Source organism: Nocardioides marmorisolisilvae, assembly GCF_003725775.1.
In the GTDB taxonomy this organism is placed as follows: Bacteria; Actinomycetota; Actinomycetes; order Propionibacteriales; family Nocardioidaceae; genus Marmoricola; species Marmoricola marmorisolisilvae.
The window spans coordinates 654,672-673,052 of record NZ_RJSG01000001.1; the positions used below are offsets into that span (position 1 = coordinate 654,672).

Annotated in this window: 18 protein-coding genes and 3 tRNA genes; 13 read left to right on the forward strand and 8 right to left on the reverse strand. The window is 69.5% G+C overall.

The features are described from left to right. Positions 1-15 precede the first annotated feature (15 nt). The 5 genes from EFL95_RS03320 (at position 16) to EFL95_RS03340 (ending at position 4,291) form a co-directional block, all read left to right on the forward strand. Positions 16-1,257, forward strand: coding sequence for an RtcB family protein (locus tag EFL95_RS03320; RefSeq protein ID WP_123232587.1), 1,242 nt, complete (start codon positions 16-18; stop codon positions 1,255-1,257). A gap of 87 nt (positions 1,258-1,344) precedes the next feature. After that, positions 1,345-1,578 (forward strand): hypothetical protein, encoded by a 234-nt coding sequence (locus tag EFL95_RS03325; protein ID WP_123232588.1) that lies wholly within the window; start codon positions 1,345-1,347, stop codon positions 1,576-1,578. A gap of 38 nt (positions 1,579-1,616) precedes the next feature. Next, positions 1,617-2,075: an HNH endonuclease gene (locus tag EFL95_RS03330; protein WP_246004777.1), complete on the forward strand. Its 459-nt coding sequence runs from the start codon at positions 1,617-1,619 to the stop codon at positions 2,073-2,075. Then, positions 2,072-2,938, forward strand: a complete 867-nt coding sequence (locus EFL95_RS03335) for an alpha/beta fold hydrolase (RefSeq protein ID WP_183406997.1) — start codon at positions 2,072-2,074, stop codon at positions 2,936-2,938. Before EFL95_RS03330 ends, EFL95_RS03335 begins: the two co-directional genes overlap by 4 nt. 63 nt (positions 2,939-3,001) lie before the next feature. Continuing rightward, on the forward strand, positions 3,002-4,291 hold the full coding sequence (locus tag EFL95_RS03340; protein ID WP_123232590.1) for a sensor histidine kinase: 1,290 nt from the start codon (positions 3,002-3,004) through the stop codon (positions 4,289-4,291). A 65-nt stretch (positions 4,292-4,356) separates the two neighbouring features. On the opposite strand, the gene EFL95_RS03345 is transcribed toward EFL95_RS03340, so the two are convergent. Both EFL95_RS03345 and EFL95_RS19165 read right to left on the reverse strand, forming a co-directional pair. Continuing rightward, complete coding sequence (locus EFL95_RS03345) at positions 4,357-5,613, reverse strand: choice-of-anchor P family protein (protein WP_123232591.1); 1,257 nt, start codon at positions 5,611-5,613, stop codon at positions 4,357-4,359. 148 nt (positions 5,614-5,761) lie between these two features. After that, on the reverse strand, positions 5,762-6,418 hold the full coding sequence (locus EFL95_RS19165; RefSeq protein WP_183406998.1) for a Crp/Fnr family transcriptional regulator: 657 nt from the start codon (positions 6,416-6,418) through the stop codon (positions 5,762-5,764). Between the two features lie 46 nt (positions 6,419-6,464). On the opposite strand from EFL95_RS19165, the gene EFL95_RS03355 reads away from it, so the two are divergent. Further along, a complete protein-coding gene (locus EFL95_RS03355) occupies positions 6,465-7,496 on the forward strand; it encodes a CE1 family esterase (protein WP_123232592.1) in 1,032 nt (343 codons plus the stop codon). 8 nt (positions 7,497-7,504) lie between these two features. Next, the gene (locus tag EFL95_RS03360) at positions 7,505-7,954 is read left to right on the forward strand and encodes a nuclear transport factor 2 family protein (protein WP_123232593.1); all 450 of its coding nucleotides are present in this window, start codon (positions 7,505-7,507) and stop codon (positions 7,952-7,954) included. Here EFL95_RS03360 and EFL95_RS03365 read toward each other — a convergent pair. Further along, positions 7,947-8,978 (reverse strand): AraC family transcriptional regulator, encoded by a 1,032-nt coding sequence (locus EFL95_RS03365; RefSeq protein WP_123232594.1) that lies wholly within the window; start codon positions 8,976-8,978, stop codon positions 7,947-7,949. The two genes, EFL95_RS03360 and EFL95_RS03365, sit on opposite strands and share 8 nt — an antisense overlap. A 72-nt stretch (positions 8,979-9,050) precedes the next feature. Here EFL95_RS03365 and EFL95_RS03370 point away from each other — a divergent pair, with 72 nt between their 5' ends. Both EFL95_RS03370 and EFL95_RS03375 read left to right on the forward strand, forming a co-directional pair. Continuing rightward, the gene (locus tag EFL95_RS03370; protein ID WP_123232595.1) at positions 9,051-10,010 is read left to right on the forward strand and encodes an alpha/beta hydrolase; all 960 of its coding nucleotides are present in this window, start codon (positions 9,051-9,053) and stop codon (positions 10,008-10,010) included. Positions 10,011-10,135: 125 nt separating this feature from the next. Further along, positions 10,136-11,359, forward strand: a complete 1,224-nt coding sequence (locus EFL95_RS03375) for a S1C family serine protease (RefSeq protein ID WP_123232596.1) — start codon at positions 10,136-10,138, stop codon at positions 11,357-11,359. 53 nt (positions 11,360-11,412) lie between these two features. On the opposite strand, the gene EFL95_RS03380 is transcribed toward EFL95_RS03375, so the two are convergent. After that, positions 11,413-11,485, reverse strand: a tRNA-Arg gene (locus EFL95_RS03380). A gap of 261 nt (positions 11,486-11,746) precedes the next feature. Here EFL95_RS03380 and EFL95_RS03385 point away from each other — a divergent pair. Next, positions 11,747-13,573 carry a phosphoenolpyruvate carboxykinase (GTP) gene (locus EFL95_RS03385; protein WP_123232720.1) on the forward strand — a complete coding sequence of 609 codons (1,827 nt, stop codon included), beginning with the start codon at positions 11,747-11,749 and terminating at the stop codon, positions 13,571-13,573. A 118-nt stretch (positions 13,574-13,691) separates the two neighbouring features. Continuing rightward, complete coding sequence (locus tag EFL95_RS03390) at positions 13,692-14,720, forward strand: TrmB family transcriptional regulator (RefSeq protein ID WP_183406999.1); 1,029 nt, start codon at positions 13,692-13,694, stop codon at positions 14,718-14,720. A 489-nt stretch (positions 14,721-15,209) separates the two neighbouring features. Here EFL95_RS03390 and EFL95_RS03395 read toward each other — a convergent pair. Together EFL95_RS03395 and EFL95_RS03400 are read right to left on the reverse strand one after the other, a co-directional pair. Next, positions 15,210-15,303 (reverse strand) — tRNA-Ser (locus tag EFL95_RS03395). A 71-nt stretch (positions 15,304-15,374) separates the two neighbouring features. After that, positions 15,375-15,836 carry a hypothetical protein gene (locus tag EFL95_RS03400; RefSeq protein WP_123232597.1) on the reverse strand — a complete coding sequence of 154 codons (462 nt, stop codon included), beginning with the start codon at positions 15,834-15,836 and terminating at the stop codon, positions 15,375-15,377. 150 nt (positions 15,837-15,986) lie between these two features. Between EFL95_RS03400 and EFL95_RS03405 the strand changes: the two genes are divergently transcribed. Both EFL95_RS03405 and EFL95_RS03410 read left to right on the forward strand, forming a co-directional pair. Next, positions 15,987-16,343, forward strand: a complete 357-nt coding sequence (locus EFL95_RS03405; RefSeq protein ID WP_148044954.1) for a hypothetical protein — start codon at positions 15,987-15,989, stop codon at positions 16,341-16,343. A 43-nt stretch (positions 16,344-16,386) separates the two neighbouring features. Continuing rightward, positions 16,387-16,474 (forward strand) — tRNA-Ser (locus tag EFL95_RS03410). A gap of 7 nt (positions 16,475-16,481) precedes the next feature. Here the strand turns inward: EFL95_RS03410 and EFL95_RS03415 are convergent. Together EFL95_RS03415 and EFL95_RS19810 are read right to left on the reverse strand one after the other, a co-directional pair. Beyond that, entirely contained in the window at positions 16,482-16,703 is a 222-nt protein-coding gene (locus tag EFL95_RS03415) for a biotin/lipoyl-binding carrier protein (RefSeq protein WP_123232599.1), read from the reverse strand. A 44-nt stretch (positions 16,704-16,747) separates the two neighbouring features. Beyond that, the gene (locus tag EFL95_RS19810) at positions 16,748-18,367 is read right to left on the reverse strand and encodes a hypothetical protein (RefSeq protein ID WP_246004778.1); all 1,620 of its coding nucleotides are present in this window, start codon (positions 18,365-18,367) and stop codon (positions 16,748-16,750) included. Positions 18,368-18,381 lie beyond the last annotated feature (14 nt).

Genomic DNA, 18,381 nt, shown 5'->3' on the forward strand with positions numbered 1-18,381 from the left:
TGAAGGAGGCGAACCATGAGCACGACTGAGCTGACCAAGAACGGGCACGGCTTCCCGATGGCCCTCCCGGGCGCGGGTGCCGAGACCCTGATGTGGGCCGACCCGGCCGACGTCGAGCCGCAGGCGCTCGACCAGCTGCGCAACATCTCCCGCCTGCCGTGGGTGCACGGCGTCCGGGTGATGCCCGACGTCCACCTGGGCAAGGGCGCGACCGTCGGTTCGGTGGTCGCGATGCGCGACGCGGTCTCGCCGGCGGCGGTCGGCGTGGACATCGGCTGCGGCATGCAGGCAGTCCGCACCAGCCTGACCCAGGACGACCTGCCCGACGACCTGCGCCCGCTGCGCCTGGACGTCGAGCGGACGATCCCGGTCGGCTTCCGGGCGCACAAGTCGGCGCCGGACGTGAGGGCTCTCGGCCTCGACCACGGGCGCTTCGCCGGCTGGAAGGCGTTCTGGAAGGGCTTCGAGGACCTCCACCCGGGCGTGAAGGACCGCGAGCGCAAGTCGATGGAGCAGATGGGCTCGCTCGGTGGTGGCAACCACTTCATCGAGCTGACCACCGACGAGTCGGGCCAGGTGTGGCTGATGCTGCACTCGGGATCGCGCAACATCGGCAAGGAGATCGCGGACCGGCACATCGGTGAGGCGAAGGGCCTGGACCACAACCTCGACCTGCCGGACCGCGACCTCGCGGTGTTCCTCGCCGGCTCGGCGCAGATGGACGCCTACCTCCGCGACCTGTACTGGGCGCAGGAGTACGCGTCCCGCAACCGCGCGGTGATGATGGCGCTCTTCCAGGCCGTCGTCGCTCGGGCGTTCGCGGCGCAGGGTCTGGAGGTCACGTTCGGCGAGCAGATCTCGGCTCACCACAACTACGTGGCGACCGAGACGCTGTCGGACGGCACCGAGCTGATCGTCACCCGCAAGGGCGCGATCCGCGCGGGCGCCGGCGAGTACGGCCTGATCCCGGGCTCGATGGGCACGGGTTCGTACGTCGTGAAGGGTCACGGCAGCGAGGCGTCGTACTGGTCCGCGTCGCACGGCGCAGGGCGGAAGATGTCGCGCAACAAGGCCAAGCGCACCTTCACGGTGGAAGACCTCGCGGCCCAGACCGCGGGTGTCGAGTGCCGCAAGGACGCCGGGGTGGTCGACGAGATCCCCGGTGCCTACAAGGACCTCGACGCCGTCGTCGAGGCCCAGAGCGACCTCGTCGAGGTCGTCGCCCGGCTCACCACGCTGATGTGCGTGAAGGGCTGAACCACCGATCGCGGTGCCCCGTCGGCCATCGAGGAGCCGGCGGGGCGGCGCTACCGGAAGAACCCGACCAAGGAAGGAGAGGCGCCCATGGGCACCACCACGCAGCACACCCCGTTCGCGAGCGGCAGAGCGGCGGACACGTTCGACCGGGTCTGGGCGTCACTGTCCGACGCGGACCGCATCGTCCTGCTCGGGCACGCACGCCCCGACCTGACGGTCGCGGAGAAGGTGCGTCTCGCCGCCGTCGCACGAAAGCTCCAGGAGATGGCCCGCCAAGAGTTCAAGAACCGGAACGCGCGGCGTCATCGCACATTCGACTGATCCACCGCACACTGTTACCCAGAAAGGAGGTGCTCGCGGTGACCACGACCCTTGCCCTGTCATCGGTCACGCTGCTGAACGCCTCCTACGAGCCACTGGGCAAGGTGTCGTTCAAGCACGCCGTCCGGATGCTCTTCCGCGAGGTGGCCACCGTCGAGGAGGGCCACGAGGACCGGATGATCGGCCCGCACCAGTGGCCGAAGGTGATCCGCCTGGTCCGCTACGTCGCGGCCAAGTGGATGTACCGCCCGGCCGGCTTCACCCGGACCGGTGTCCTCAAGCGCGACGCGCACCGCTGCGCCTACTGCGGCGCGCGCGCGACCACGGTCGACCACATCCTCCCGGCGAGCCGCGGTGGTGACTGGTCGTGGCTCAACGCCGTCGCGGCGTGCGAGCCGTGCAACTTCCGCAAGGCCGACCGGACCCCGTCGGAGGCGCGGATGGTGCTGCACCTGACGCCGTTCGTCCCGACGCGCGCACAGCTGGCGCTGCTGTGAGCCTGTCGTCGTCGGTGCGCGCCTGGCGCGACCAGGGACGCGAGATCAGCATCAGCGGGCGGACGGTCTTCGTCACCGACCGTGGCGAGGGCGACCTCCCGCTGGTGCTGATCCACGGCTTCCCCGGCTCCTCGCACGACTGGGCCGGTCTCGTTCCACTGCTGCCGGGACGGGTGATCACCCTCGACCTGCCCGGCTACGGCTTTTCGGACAAGGGCTTCGACGCGCCGTACACGCTGTTCGACCAGACCGACGCGGTCGAGGCCGTCCTGGCCGAGCTCGGCGTCACGCGTTGCGTGGTCGTCGGGCACGACATGGGCGACACGGTCACCGCCGAGCTGGCGCATCGCAGCAACGCCGGCGAGCTCGCCTTCGCGATCGAGCAGATCATCCTCACCAACGGCTCGGTCTTCATCGACCTGGCCCAGCTGACCCGCGGCCAGAAGCTCACCCTGCGCCTGCCGAACCGGCCGTCCCTCTTCTCGATGCCCACGGTGATCCTCCGCCGCAGCCTGATGGAGAGCTTCACCCGGACGGCACCGCCGCCGCCGGGGGCGGTCGACGACCTCATCGCGATGATCAAGCACGACCGCGGCGACCGGCTGATGCCACGGCTGATCCGCTACATCGAGGAGCGCCGGGTGCACCAGGACCGCTGGACCGCCGGCTTCGTCGACTTCCCCGGTCCGCTGACGATGGTCTGGGGCACCGAGGACCCGATCGCGATCCTGCCGATGACCGAGCGGATGAAGGCCCTGCGCCCCGCGACCAGCGTGGTCCCGCTGCCCGGGATCGGGCACTGGACCTCGATCGAGGCCCCCGAGCGGCTCGCCGCCGAGATCGAACGGGCACTTCGGGCATGACCTAGGTCCCGAGCCGTCTCACGGGTCGGACAAAACGGACATCCTGCGATACCGTAGTCGTTTATGACTGCAGAACTCGTCGAGCAGCCGGCGATTCCGACCGACGACGCCCTCTCGGTGGCGACGTTGCGACGGCTGGTGAAGGCCGTGACCGACCTGGCCGCTGCCCGTGACATCACCGCGATCGTGGACATCGTGCGGCACGCCGCCCGCGAGCTGGTGAACGCCGACGGCGCCACCTTCGTGCTCCGCGACCGCGAGCAGTGCTACTACGTCGACGAGGACGCCATCGAGCCGCTCTGGCGCGGGATGCGCTTCCCGCTCGAGGCCTGCATCAGCGGCTGGGCCATGCTCAACAAGGAGCAGGTGGTCATCCCGGACATCTACGTCGACCCGCGGATCCCGCACGAGGCCTACCGTCCGACCTTCGTGCAGAGCCTGACGATGACGCCGATCCGCACCTCCGAACCGGTCGGGTCGATCGGCACCTACTGGGCCGAGTCCCACGTCGCGACCGCGGCCGAGGCCGAGGTCCTCCAGGCGCTGGCCGACAGCACCGCGGTCGCCCTGGAGAGCGTCCGGGTACTGCACCACCTCGAGGAGGCGGTCGCCGAGCGCACCTTCGAGCTGGAGACCTCGCGCGCCGACCTCGCCGCCTTCGCGCAGGTCGCGGCGCACGACCTCAAGTCGCCGCTGAGCACCATCGCCGGCAACGCCGAGCTCGTCACCATGATCGACGGACCGCAGCTGTCCGAGGAAGGCACCCGCGCCCTGGAGACGCTGACCCGCACCGCGCTGCGGATGGGCGGGCTCGTCGACGCGGTGCTCTCCTACAGCACGGCTGCCAACGCCGAGATCGACGGGGACGAGTTCGACGTCAACGATCTCGTGACCGATGTGCTCAGCGACCTCGGCGGTCTGATCGAGCAACGGGGAGCCGTCGTCGAGGTCGCTGAGCTGCCGCTCGCCTTCGGCTCGAAGGACCTGCTCGCCCGGGTGCTCCAGAACCTCGTCTCCAACGCGATCCAGTACGGCGACCCGGAGGCGCCCGTCGTGCGCATCGAGGGCACCCAGTCGCGTTCGACGATCCGGATCAGCGTCTCCGACAACGGCGACGGCGTACCGATGGAGGAGCGCGGCCAGATCTTCGACATGCTCACCCGCGGCAGCGCCGGCGCCCGGTCCAAGGGATCCGGCATCGGCCTGGCCTTCGCCCGCCGGGTTGCCCTGCGCCACGGCGGCTCGCTCCGCATCGGCGACGCCGCCGGCGGTGGCGCCCGTTTCACCCTGGTGCTCCCGGTGCGTGATGTCACCGACGAGCTCGCCGCCTTCGCGGACCTCGAGTCCGCCTGACGCGACCACCAGCCGGACGCGACGCAGCCCGGGTCCAGTGACCCGGGGCTGCGTCGTTCCTGTTCCTACTGGACGAAGGTCGAAGCCGCTGCCACCCGGATGACCGCACCGATCGGCAGACTGCCGTAGGGCTTGAGCAGGGTGATCCGCAGAGCGTCGATCGTGTTGCCGTTCGCGGTGAAGTCCTGCGCGTTGAGGACGATCTTGGCGATGCCGAGCAGGTTGATCGTGCTGTTCTTCGCGAGGTTGATCGCGATCGGCTTGCCGCCGATCGTGAGGTGCACGAAGTTCAGCCGAGCAGTGTTCTCGGAGTACTCACCGCCGCGGAACTGGTGCGAGCGCACCTGGATCGCATCCGCGGTGATCAGTCCGTTCAGCAGGTTCACCTTGGCGATCTCGGACGTGGTGGTCACGTCCGCGAGCGTCGGTGTTGCCAAGGCGTTCATCGTGGTCGTGACCGCCCCCACCGTCGCGACGTTCGGAACCTTGATCCCGGCCACGTTGTTGGTGACCGTGCCGCCGCCCGTGCCGTACGGCGGGACGTCGAGCTCACCCGCCGGCTGGACGAGGACCTTGACCGACGAGCCGACGACCGCGGTCGCCGTCACGCCGAACGAGTAGCCACCCACGATCTTCGCGTCGGTGTGGATCGTCGGGACCAGCATCGACATCGTCGGGTTGACCCAGATCTCAGCACCGGCCGGCATGCCGTTGCTCGGCTTGAGCAGCGTGACGTGCAGCGCGGAACCGTGGACGCGCACCTCGTTGAACGGCAGCGGGTCGCGCACGCTCTCGTTGATGACGACCTTGGCGATGCTGCCGAGGTTGATCGTCGTGTTGGGCTGGACGTCGACCGGGATCAGCGCGCCGCCGATGGTCAGGTGCACGAGCTTGGTGATCACGCCACCGCCACCCACGCCGTCGATGACCCGAGCGGTCGCGGTCGTGTCGAGCGCGTCCGCGGTGATGAGGCCGTTGAGCAGGTTGACCCCGGCGATCTGCGCGCGCGAGGCGATCTGGTAGCCACCGGGAATCTCGGTCGCGACCTCGCCCGAGCTGACGGCGCCGACCTTGAGGACGTTCGGGATCGCCGCGGCCGCGACCGAGGTCGCCTTCACGGCCGGGTACTCGCTGCCTGCCAGGTTCGAGGAGGCGAGGATGCCTGAGGTGATGGTGGTGCCGAGGGCGTTGACCTGCGTACCGCCGGCAGCACCGACGTACGTGTAGTCACCCTGCACCGCCTGAGCGGGTACGGCGAGTGCAGCGAGTGCTGCGGTGACGGTCAGCGTGGTGGCGCTGGCCAGGGCGATGAAACGGCGCACGAGGCACCTCCTGTTCGAGACAGGTCGGGACCCCCGAATGAGTCCCTGGGAGGGACCTCCATCGTTGCGCTGCGAAGCCCCTCAGCGATAGATCACGAAACGGACTACTTGGGTCCGCAATTGGTCGACTTGCCCCAAAGGCCGAGAATCAGGAGCCTCCGAAGGCGGCCAGAGCATCCCGATCCAGGACACGCACGTTCTTGTGGCCGATCTCGACCCAGCCCCGTCGCTGGAACGACGAGAGGTTCCGGTTGACCGACGTACGGGCCGCGCCGAGCTGGTCCGCGATCTCGGTCTGGGTCAGGCCCAGCCCGTCCTTGTCGGAGGTGGCGAGCAGCAGCTTGACCAGCCGTCGCGGCAGGTCGAGGAAGACCAGGTCCGCCGCGGATCCGGTGACGTCGCGGATCCGGAACGCGAGCTCCTCGGCGACCGCGAGGCTGAGGCCGGCCGAGCTGTGCAGCAGTGCCTGGAAGTCCTCCGCCCGGATGCAGACCAGCCGCGCGTCCTCGAGCGCCTCGATGGTCGCCATCCGCGGGTGCCCGTCGACGACCCCGAAGAGACCGATCACCTCACCGGGACCGACGAGCGCCAGGCTGAGGTGCTCGCCTCGGTCGGAGCCGACGAAGACCTTGAGCCGACCCTCGACCACCACGAACAGCAGGTCCGAGGGCTGACCTTCGCGCACCAGCGCCTGCCCGCGCTTCAGCAGCCGGCCGAACGCGTACGCCGCGAGGCTGTCGAGCTCGGAGTCGGTCGCCGCACCGAAGAGCGGCACCGTGGAGAGGAAGTGCTGGAGATCGGCCACGAGCCGAGACTGTAGACCCAGCGGCCCTTGCGCGGGATAGTCCAGCATGACCACGCACCGGATCCGGGCGGTCGTCACGACCGTCGCGCTGGTCTCGGGACTGCTCCTCGCCCCTGCTGTTCCGGTCGCCGACGCGGCCACCGGCATCACCGTCGGCACGTGCACGCTGCGGACCGGCGACCAGCAGCTGCCGGTGACCTACGACGGCCGCACCTACCAGGTACTCACCCACGTGCCGGCCCGCCTCGCGGCGACGCGGGCACTGGTGATCAGCATGCACGGCGCCACCCAGAGCGGCCCGATGATGCGGGACTCCTCGGGCATGAACGCGTCCTCGGACAAGCACGGGTACGCGGTCGCCTACCCGACCGGTGGCTACTTCAATCTCGGCTTCGACCTTCCGGCCGGCAACTTCTGGAACGTCGACGGGTTGCCGCTGTTCAAGATCCCGCCCCCGCCGACGTCGCGCGAGGACACCAGGTTCGTGGTCGCCATCGCCCACCAGCTCACCAGGGCGCTGTGCCTGGACCGGCGCCGCATCTACGCCACCGGCGCCTCGAACGGCGGCATCATGTCGTCGTACCTCGCGTGCCACGACGCCGACGTGTTCGCCGCGGTCGCGCCGGTGATGGGCGTGCGCGCGGGCAAGGCGACCGGCAGCGACTTCCAGACCATCGACACCGCCGACTGCCGACCCTCGCGACCGATCGCGATCCTCGCCCTGCACGGGATGAAGGACCCGGTGCTCCCGTACGCCGGGCAGAAGGGTGGCGGGGTCTGGGGACCGGCCTGGGGTTACCCGGTCGAGGCCGCGATCGCCCGGTGGGTGAAGCTCGACGGCTGCACCTCCGGGCCCGTCAGGACGACCGTCAGCCCGACGATCAGTCGTCGCGTCTGGAGCGGCTGCCCGGGCAACGTCACCGTCCAGGCGATGATCTCGACCAAGGCCGGGCACAGCTGGTGGGGCCACCCGACCCCGGTGCCGTTCAACTTCGTGGCAGGACCGGACGACCTGTCCGCGGACGCGAACGAGCTGATCTGGGCCTTCCTGTCCCGGTACCGACTGCCCGCGAACTGAGGAGATCCATGACGTGCAGCCCCGAGGAAGCCGTCCGCGGCTTGTGGCGGACGGTGGCCGCACGTGACTTCGACGCGTTCGGCGACTGGCTCACCGACGACTGCGTGTACGTCGACATGCCGGTCGGCCTCGCGCTCGCGGCACGTGGCCCGGTCGACATCGCGAAGCGGGTGAGCATCGGGCTGGCCGGGCTGGCCGCGTACGAGAACCACGACGGGCTGCTCGTCGCCGACGGCGACGCGGTCATGTACGAGCACTCCGAGACCTGGACCTTCACCTCCGGCGAGACCTTCGTCCTCCCGTTCGCGACGGTGCACCGGGTGCGGGACGGCAAGGTGTCGCTCTGGAAGGACTACTGGGACTTCGGCGCGATCATGAACCACGCGCCGGCCTGGTGGGTCGAGAGCCTGGCGTCCGCGGACACCAGCTGGGTCTACGACGCGACCGGCCTCATCTGACCTCGGGCGTTCCGCGCCGGAACGCTCCGGGGGTCGTCGAGGTCCACTTCTGGAAGGCGCGCGAGAAGCTGCTCGCATCGGCGTACCCGAGGTTGTCCGCGACCTGGGCCACCGACAGCGAGGTGGCGCTGAGCAGGCGCACCGCCTCGGCCTTGCGGGCCGACTCGACGAGCTGGCGGAAGCTGGTGCCGTGCTCCTGCAGCCGGCGCTTGAAGGTGCGGCTCGACATCCGCAGGCGCTCGGCGATCGTGTCCAGGTCCGGGACTCCGCCCGGTGACTCGCGGAGCGCGGCCAGCACCTGGGTGACCAGGTCGCCACCCAGGCCGAGCTGCTCGAGCTCGCGTCGGCACTGGTCCTCGATCATCGCGACGGTGACGTGGTTGGCCGTCTCCGGCGTGAGGTCCAGGTCGGCGGCCGGGAACCGGACCTGGTTCACGCCCATCTCGAACCGGGCTGACGGGAGCCGGTCGGCGAAGCGCGCGTAGTACTCCGGCTCGGGGTAGTCGAACCAGAGCTCGAGCTCCTCGGACCGGCGCACGCGATCGGTGAGGATCGGAGCGATCCGCGCGACCCCGACCAGGTACAGGTCGATGGTGCACTGCCGCACCGGCCCGAGAGGCGCGTTGTCCACCACCTCGATCGCCGCGACCGGACCGTCGACGGCCAGGGTCATCGTCAGCATCGGCAGCCGGGCCGGCATGTACCGCTCACTCAGACCGATCGCGTCACGGACGGTGGGAGAGCTGATGAGGCCGTAGCCCATCAGTCCGTGCGAGGTGAGGCTGCTGTGCAGGCCGATCTCGTAGCCGAGCGCCGGTTCGGCACTCATCTCCATCGCATTCAGGAGGAGCAGACCGGACTGCATCGCGGAGATCCGCCCGTTCGGGTCCTGCATCAGCTCGGGAGGGACGTCCGAAGCAGCGAGGAGCGCCGCAGGCTCGACCCCGTGCGTCGCAGCCACGTCGAGGATGAGCTGGCCGTAGCCGACCGGCACCGCCGGGCGGGTGAAGTCGTCCAGCCTCATTGGCCCATTCTGACAACAACTTCGGCCCCTGGCGCCATGGCTCGGGATCCGCGCCGAACCGAGACTGACGGCATGACCAGTGACCAGGCAGTCAGTCGTCGCACCCTGTTCAAGGCCGTCGGAGGCGCGGCCGCGCTCGGCTCCGTCGGCGCGCTCTCGCTCGGGGCGTCCCCGGCAGGGGCGGTGGGCAACGGCTTCGGGTTGACCATCACCGACCACGCGACCTTCGACCGGATGGAGTACTACCGGTTCGCGACCAGCAACATCTCCTGGCAGCCGGGGGTGAACGTGCTGCTGCCCAGCGACTACTACACCTCGGGCCGGCGCTACCCGGTGATGTACCTCCTGCACGGAGGTGCGCAGGACTTCCGCAAGTTCGACATGGAGGACGACATCCGCGGCCTGACCGCAGGGAAGAACCTCATCGTCGTGATGCCCGACGGCGGCACCGCCGGTTGGTACTGCAACCCGGTCTCGGCGTACAACGGGCCGCGCAACTGGGAGTCCTTCCACATGAACCAGCTGATCCCCTGGATCGACGCCAACTTCCGCACCTACGCCGAGTACGACGGCCGCGCGGTGTCGGGCTTCTCGATGGGCGGCTTCGGCGCGCTGAAGTACACCGCGAAGTACTACGGCCACTTCGCCTCGGTCAGTGCGCACTCGGGGCCGGCGAGCCTGCGTCGCGACGGCGGCCTGGTGGTGCACTGGGCGAACACCAGCGCGCAGTGGACCGACCTGGCCGGCGGCACGATCTACGGCGAGCCGTTCTGGGACCAGGGTCGGGTCACCGCCGACAACCCCGTCGAGCGGCTGGAGAGCTACCGCAACAAGCGGATCTTCCTGGTCTGCGGCACCGACGAGGACGTCAACGAGACGCCGGTCCGCAACGGGCAGCGGGAGTTCCGGGGCCTCCTCGCGCAGCGCGGCATCCCGCACGAGTGGTACGAGCTGCCCGGCGCGCACTTCGTGCGCCGGGAGATGTTGCAGGCGGACATCGACGGTGTGATCGCGCGCCTGAAGAAGGCCTGACGACCTGAGGTTCTCCGGCTGAGCGCCACTCAGCATTCCTTCAGCACTTCCTGGGTCCTCGGACACCGCGTCCACAGACGTCGCACAGCCATCGCGCCCAGCATCGGTGAGGTAACCGATGAGCGATGGAGATGACAGCCGTGGAGACCACCGAGCCCAGCCAAGAGTTCCAGCCCCAGCCCGGGCCTGAGCCCCGAACGCGGCGTTACCGCGGGCGTGCGACCGTCGCCGCACTGGGACTGCTCGCCTCGAGCGCCGTGGTCGGCTCGGTCTACGCCGTCCACCACCACGGTCCGCCGCCGACGTCGTCAGCGCAGCGCAGTCCGTACGTCGCCGAGCAGGCCGGCGGCTGGGGCGGCTACTCGACCCAGCAGCTCCAGCCCTACTCGCGGCAGTACTCGGACCAGCCGTACACGGGTCAGCAGGGCACGACGACCACGGCAGCCGAGACCGCGTCCGACGCCAGCTCGAGCCAGTCCGTCGGCATCGTCGAGATCACCTCGACCCTGGCGAACGGCGCCGCCAAGGGCACCGGCCTGGTCCTGAGCGCGGATGGCACCATCGTCACCAACCACCACGTCGTCGCCGGCGCGACCTCGATCAAGGTCACCGTCGTCTCGACCGGGAAGACCTACACCGCGACCTTCCTCGGGGCGGACGCCACGCACGACGTCGCGGTCCTCAAGCTCCAGGGTGCTTCCGGTCTGACCCCGGCATCGTTCGCCTCGAGCGCCGCCGCGGTCGGCGACGCGGTGACGGCGGTGGGCGACGCCGGTGGTGACGGCGGATCCCTCACGGCGTCGCCGGGCACCGTCACCGGGGTCGACCAGAGCATCACCGTCCAGGACGACAACGGGGGTTCGTCGAGGCTCTCCGGCCTCATCGAGCTGCACGCCTACGTCGTCCCGGGCGACTCGGGTGGGGCCGTGCTGAACAAGAGCGGCGACGTGGTCGGGATGAACGTCGCCGCCTCCAGCGGATCGCGGGACGTCACCGGCTACGCGATCCCGATCGCCCAGGTGCGTTCGATCGCCGCGCAGATCATCGCCGGCAACGCCAGCGCGGACGTGAAGATCGGCTACAGCGGCTACCTGGGCGTCGAGCTGTCCGCCGCGAGCAACGAGCCGGTCGTCGCCGGCGTCGAGTCCGGAGGCGCCGCTGCAGACGCCGGCATCAAGGCCGGCGACACCATCACCCGGGTGAACGGGGTCGCCGTCACCAGTGCTGAGCAGCTGCACGACCTCATCGCGGCGAAGTCGCCCGGGGACCGGGTGTATGTCTCGTGGAAGACGAGCGCCGGGGTCTCGCACTCCGCGACGGTGACGTTGGGGAGTGGGCCGGTGGCCTGACATCGGCATCGAAAAGCCCCCGAAGGTTCGACCTTCGGGGGCTTTTCCGTCTGCGCGCCCGTAGGGATTCGAACCCCAAACCTTCTGATCCGTAGTCAGATGCTCTATCCGTTGAGCTACGGGCGCTCGTCCCTGCGCCGCAGGAACCCGGCAATGTTAGCGGAGCGCGAGCAGGAGCAGAAATCGGGCAGCGCTCAGTGACCCCGGCCACCACTGGAACGATCCAATAGGTGGGGCCGGAGCGCACAGTTACAGTCGAACAATTCGATCGTCTGCAACGGCGCTGCCGATCGCGCACACACCAACTTCCAAATCCGTCGATGCGCTCGACGGCCGGTGCGCACCATCGCCTCGGGCGACGCGCCGCGATCGAAGGGGACCACCTGCATGACCGCCACTGCGCCCATTTCAAACGAGACTGCTGCGCCCACCACCCGCGAGGACATCCTCGCCTGGGTCACCGAGGTCGCCGAGCTCACCCAGCCGGACTCGATCCACTGGTGCACCGGCTCCGACGAGGAGTGGACCGAGCTGACCGACTTCCTGGTCGGCACCGGCACCTTCATCCAGCTGGACGAGAGCAAGAAGCCGAACTCGTTCTACGCAGCCTCCGACCCCACGGACGTGGCACGCGTCGAGGACAAGACCTTCATCTGCTCGGTCGACGAGAAGGACTGCGGGCCCACCAACAACTGGATGGACCCGAACGCGATGAAGGACATCATGCGCGGGCTCTACGCCGGCTGCATGCGCGGTCGCACCATGTACGTCATCCCCTTCGTGATGGGCCACCTCGAGGCCGACAAGCCGATGTTCGGCATCGAGATCACCGACTCGGCGTACGTCGTCGCGTCGATGCGCGTGATGGCCCGGATGGGCAGCAACGTGCTGCGCAAGCTCGAGGAGACCGGCGCGACCTACGTCCCGGCGCTGCACTCGGTGGGCCACCCGCTGGCCGAGGGCGAGGCCGACGTCGCCTGGCCGTGCAACGACACCAAGTACATCGTCCAGTTCCCCGAGGAGCGGATGATCTGGAGCTTCGGTTCGGGCTACGGCGGCAACGCGCTGCTCGGCAAGAAGTGCTACGCGCTGCGCATCGCCTCGGTGATGGCGCGTGACGAGGGCTGGATGGCCGAGCACATGCTCATCCTCAAGCTGACCTCGCCGGTCGGGGTCGTGAAGTACGTCGCCGCCGCCTTCCCGAGCGCCTGCGGCAAGACCAACCTGGCGATGCTCGAGCCGACCATCCCGGGCTGGAAGGTCGAGGCGATCGGCGACGACATCGCCTGGATGCGCATCGGCGAGGACGGCCGCCTGTGGGCCGTGAACCCGGAGTTCGGCTTCTTCGGCGTGGCCCCGGGCACCAACGAGCACACCAACCCGAACGCGATGAAGACGATCAACAAGGGCAACTCGGTCTTCACCAACGTCGCGCTGACCGAGGACGGCGACGTCTGGTGGGAGGGCCTGGAGAACCCGCCGGCGAAGGCCACGTCCTGGAAGGGCGAGCCCTGGACGCCGGACAGCGACGAGCTGTCCAGCCACCCCAACAGCCGTTACTGCACCCCGATCAAGCAGTGCGACATGCTCGCCGCCCAGTACGACGACCCGCGCGGAGTCCCGATCGACGCCATCCTGTTCGGTGGCCGTCGCAAGACGACGATCCCGCTGGTCTCCGAGGCCCGCGACTGGACCCACGGCACCTTCCTCGGCGCGACGCTGTCGTCGGAGACCACCGCTGCCGCGGTCGGTCAGGTCGGCGTCGTCCGCCGCGACCCGATGGCGATGATCCCGTTCATCGGCTACAACGCCGGCGACTACTTCAGCCACTGGATCAACATGGGCAAGGACAACGACGCGTCCAAGATGCCCAAGATCTTCTACGTGAACTGGTTCCGCCTCGACGAGGACGGCACGTTCCTGTGGCCGGGCTTCGGCGAGAACAGCCGGGTGCTCAAGTGGATCATCGAGCGCATCGACGGTCAGGCCGCCGCGATCGAGACCCCGATCGGTCACGTGCCGGCGCCGGGATCCTTCGACATCGACGGCCTGGAGATGACCGAGGCGCAGCTGGCCGAGGCGCTCAAGGTCGACGTCGAGGAGTGGAAGGCCGAGATCCCGCAGATCCAGGAGTGGTTCGAGAAGTTCGGCGACGACCTGCCGGCCGTTCTCTGGACCGAGCTCGACGGCCTCAAGGCCCGCCTGGGCCTCTGAGGTTCGACCGGCTCAACCAGCCAGTGATGCAGGGCCGCACCCGCACGGGTGCGGCCCTGCATGCTTTTTCACCGCGGGTTCTGTGTCCGATATTGCAGGTTTCTGCGATAGTCCTCAGATGAGCACCGAGTTCGACAGCGCGCACCGGGAGCTGCTGCAGAACGATGCAGGCGCGCTCTACCAGAAGATCGTGCTCGAGGGCTCGATCAGCCAGGACGACGAGCGGATCGTGGCCGGAGGCCCCGAGACCGACAACTTCGCCTTCCTGCTCGACCTCGGCCTGCTCGCCCTCGACCCGTCGACCGCGAGCTACCTTCCCGTCGATCCGGCCATCGTGCAGTCCCGCGTCGTCGCCCCGATGGGCCAGCGCGCCGCCGAGCTGCTCGCCGAGTCGACCGGCTGGGCGACGACCTTCGCCGACCTGGGCCTCGCCTACCGGCGTACCGCGCCGGCCGACGTACCGATCGTGGAGCTGCGCGGACGGCCGAACATCAACCGGTTCCTCACGGCCACGGTGGGAGACGCCCAGGAGGAGCTCCTCACCGCACAGCCGGACGGCGCTCGCCCTCAGGCTGTCCTCGAGGTGGCGATCGAGCGCGACCGTCGTGCGCTGGGCCGAGGCGTGAAGATGCGCACGCTGTACCAGCACTCCGCGCGCCGCAGCGTCGCCACGCGTGAGTACGTCGAGGAGGTGACCCAGGTGGGTGCCGAGGTGCGCACGCTCGACGAGTTCTTCAACAAGCTGATCGTCGTCGACCGACGGCTGGCGGTCGTGCCCAGCGCCCAGGACTCCGAGATCGCGGTCGTCATCCACGACGCCAACATGGTGGCCTACCTCGTCGACATCTTCGAGCGGTTCTGGGAGAGAGCCCGCCCGTACGCCGACCGCGACGTCTCGACCGAGCGCGGGATCGCCGAGGACGTCCACAAGATGACGGTGCGGATGCTCGTCGAGGGCCACAGCGACCACGCCAGCGCCAAGAGGGTCGGCGTGAGCACCCGCACCTACGCCGGCTACGTCGCCTCGCTCAAGGCCGAGTACGGCGTGGAGACCCGGTTCCAGCTCGGCCACGCGATCGGCCAGCAGGAGCTGCGCGAGAACGCGCGCGAGGGGACGCCGGGGAGCACGACCTCCACCCAGGAGTGAGCGACCTCCCCCGGACATGACTAGAGCGGAGAGTGGGGGTTCTCTCCGCTCTTGTCACGAGACGGGCCGTGAGGCTTGACGTTCGCCTGGGGGGTGACGTGGACGTCCTCGTCTCGGGTTTTCAGTTGTCCCGCAGGTCTACCAACCAGTGTCCGAGAAGCTCGACACCACGTGGTGGAGATGACTTGCGGGTGCTGCGTCCGCCGGGCCCGAGCCCCCGGCGAAGATGGTGGTAGCGAGAACTGCGGCCGCTCCCAAGCGAACTAGGTACTTGCGCATCAGACGAGTCCTCCCTTTGTCCGATCACCAAGGGGTGCGATCGGTGTCCCTGATTCTTTCGACTCCCACCTGCGGCGGGAAGTAGACCAGTTACCTCATGAACCTGCACTGCACCTTCCTGCAAGTTCATGCAACAACCCTGCCCCCGCGTGCAATTGCTCAAACATGCAAGAACCCCGCCCGGTTCGGGCGGGGTTCCTGGTAGACCACTGGCGGAGGTGGAGGGATTTGAACCCTCGATGGGGTTTTAGCCCCAAACCCGCTTAGCAGGCGGGCGCCATAGACCGGACTAGGCGACACCTCCCCGACAGCGAGGGAAAGGTTACCCACCGCTGAGGTCCCGCGGGAAATCGGGCCTGCCAACTCCGAACGGGGTCAGAGCCGGCGGTAGCCGTGGCCGGTGTCGAGGCGCCGCTGGAGCTCGTCGACGAACTCCTCCTGGTCGCCCTCGATCAGGGCCACCGGGATCGTTGTCGACCTGCCGTCGCGCAGGCGGAGCAGCACGCACTCGGACCCGGCGACCACGGCCGTGGTGAGGTCCTCGACCTCGGTCCAACGCGCCTGCGCCGCCCCCGCACCGCGGACGAAGCGGACCTGGTAGCCGGTGTCGTCGACCCGGACGACGTACCAGCGGCGGCCCAGGAAGAAAGCCGACGCGACGATCCCCACGACCACCAGGATGACGACCGCGCTGAGCACGTCACCGGGAAGCTTGAACGCCACCACGACCACCGTCATCACCAGCAGGGTGACGCCGACCGCCGCCAGGAACGTGCCCATCAACCGGGCGCGGAGCTGAGGAGCGAGGCCGTACTCGCGCGGTTCGGTGGTGCTCATCGTCCGATTACATCGTCGTGGAGTACGCCGACGCGAATCGGGGTAGGACTGAAGTCCCGAATCGCGACACGGGTCTTGTTTCGGACTGTGGCCTGGGTCACACTCAGATCTCCACTGTGCACGAACGAAGGCGTGGAAGGTGGTGGCTCGATGACTCTCGAGTCAGCGATCTCGGAGCTGCGGAGCACCCTGGGAGGGACGCGCTCGGCCTCGAACTGGCGGTTGATGACGCGCAAGCAGCTCGCCGCGGTCCGCGAGGCGCTCAGCGACGAACGGTTCTCGTCCTGGGACGGCTGGCTCGCCGCGCGCAGCGGTGCCAGCGACCGCGAGCGGCAGCAGCTCCTCGGGCGCCTCACCGCGCTCGGCGGCGGTCTCCTCGACCGCCTCGACACCGACCGGGTGGCCGCCGAGGTCCGCCGGCTGCTCAACGATGTCGAGCACTACCGGCAGAAGATGCACGACCTGGTCTACGACTCGGTGTCGATGGAGATCGGCGGCTCGGAGTAGCCCTCGCCTAAACTCATCCCTCGTGCCCGTTCTGCGGGTGCACGGAGGGGTGCCGGAGTGGCCGATCGGAACCGCCTTGAAAGCGGTCGTAGGGAGACCTACCGCGGGTTCGAATCCCGCCCCCTCTGCCAGACCGGCTCAGTGCTCGAGCACCGCCAGCACGTCACCCTCCTGGATGACGTCGCCGGGCACGACCCGGATCTCGGCGACGGTCCCGGCGACCTCGGCGAGGACCGGGATCTCCATCTTCATGGACTCCAGCAGGATCACCGTGTCGCCGACGACCACCGGGTCACCGACGGCGACCGGGACCGACAGCACGCTGGCGACCATCTCGGCGAGCACCTCGGACGTTGCCATGTCGCGGACGCTACCGCCCCGCGACGGTTACTCGCGCGTTGGGCTCAGTGCAGCGCGCGCGTACGACGGGGTTCGGGACGGTGCGCCTCGGCCTCCTCGTCGCGCCGGGCCCGTCGCCCGTGGCTGCCGGTCAGCGACTGCTCGACCCGGATGACGAGGTACCCGACGACCGCGCCGACGACGAGGCTGTAGAGACCGCCGAGAGCGACGCTGCGCGCGCCCAGGTCGGAGGAAACCAGCCGGGTCGAGATCGGTGCCGTGGCCGCGACACCGAACGCGCAGACCCACCAGCCCTGGCGTCGGCGGGCGCGCATGAACACGCCCCAGATCAGTGCCGGGTAGCCGAGCAGCGCCACGATCGGGTGCGGGACCGCCCCCAGGTGGTCGCGGGTGGAGTCGCGGACGTCGTCCATCATGCCGACGAAGTCGCGCGAGCCCCAGTGCGCGATCGCCGCGCTGTAGGCCAGCGCGAAGACCAGCATCACCACCGCACCGCCCGCGACGACGTACCCGCGGCGGCCGAGGCCGTGCAGGCCGGCGCCGAGCCGGTAGACGAGGGCGAAGGTGCCGATCAGGGACAGCACGAGCACGGCGTACCCGAAGCGATCGGCCGCGATGTCGGCATCCTTGTCGACGCCGTAGCCGACGGCTCCGATGGCGCCGACAGCGGCGATCAGGGACGCGACGACGGCCTCGCGCAGCGCGAGCAGGTAGGTGGCGGCGGGTGTCGTCGCCATCACCGCCAGGGTGGCGCCCATGACGCCGGTGCCGACGGCGGCTCCGGCGACCAGCGGGTGCCAGTCGCTGGCGACCGCACCGATCGCGAGCGCGGCGCCGAGACCCGCAGCCCAGAACGGGCGACCCCCGGTGCGGATGGCGAGGCCCCAGGCCAGGGCGCCGGAGACGACGACCGCGGAGACCTGGCGGACGAGCTCGGGGAGATCCGGCGCGATCCGGACGAGCACGATGCCGAACGCCCCGAGGAGCAGCAGGACCAGCCAGCCCTCGCCGTCACCTGCGGTGAACCGGTCGACCCCCGTCGACGCCTTCGGCAGTGCGGGCCGGGACGCGGAGGCAGTCGCGGGCGCAGCGGTACGTGCGTGCGGACGGGCGGTCTGCGCCCGGGCCTCGGCCCGCTTGCGCGCCGGTGTCGCGGCGGTGCGAGCCGCAGCCTTCGTCTCGGCCAGGGTCGGCGTCTTCCGCGGCTCGGTCCGCACGACCGGAGCGGCAGGGGTCGGGGGTGCGGGAACGGGCGCCGGCACCGCGGGAGCAGGCGCCGTGGGAGCAGGCGCCGTGGGAGTGACGGCGTGCTCGGGAACCGGGGGTGCGACCTCGGCCCGGCCCTCGACCGGGGTGACCGGGTGCGGACGACGAGGGTCGTCGGGCGAGTCCGGCATCGGGGGCAGGTACGGCCTGATGTCGTCGGCGCGCCGGCGGGCCGCCGGCCGGGCCGCGGGACGCTCGCTGGCCGGGATTCCGGAGTAGCCGGACGGCGACGGCGGACGCGACGCGGGCCGGGCAGCGGGTCGGGCGTGCGTCGGCGCGCCCGAGTGACGCGGCGAAGCGGGGTTCTCAGGGGTCGCCTTGCGCCAACCCGGAGGCCGGGCCGGGGGTCGCTGCGGCTGCTCCGAGCTTCCCTCGGGCGTGCCCTCAGGAACAGACACCTGGCTCACCTTCA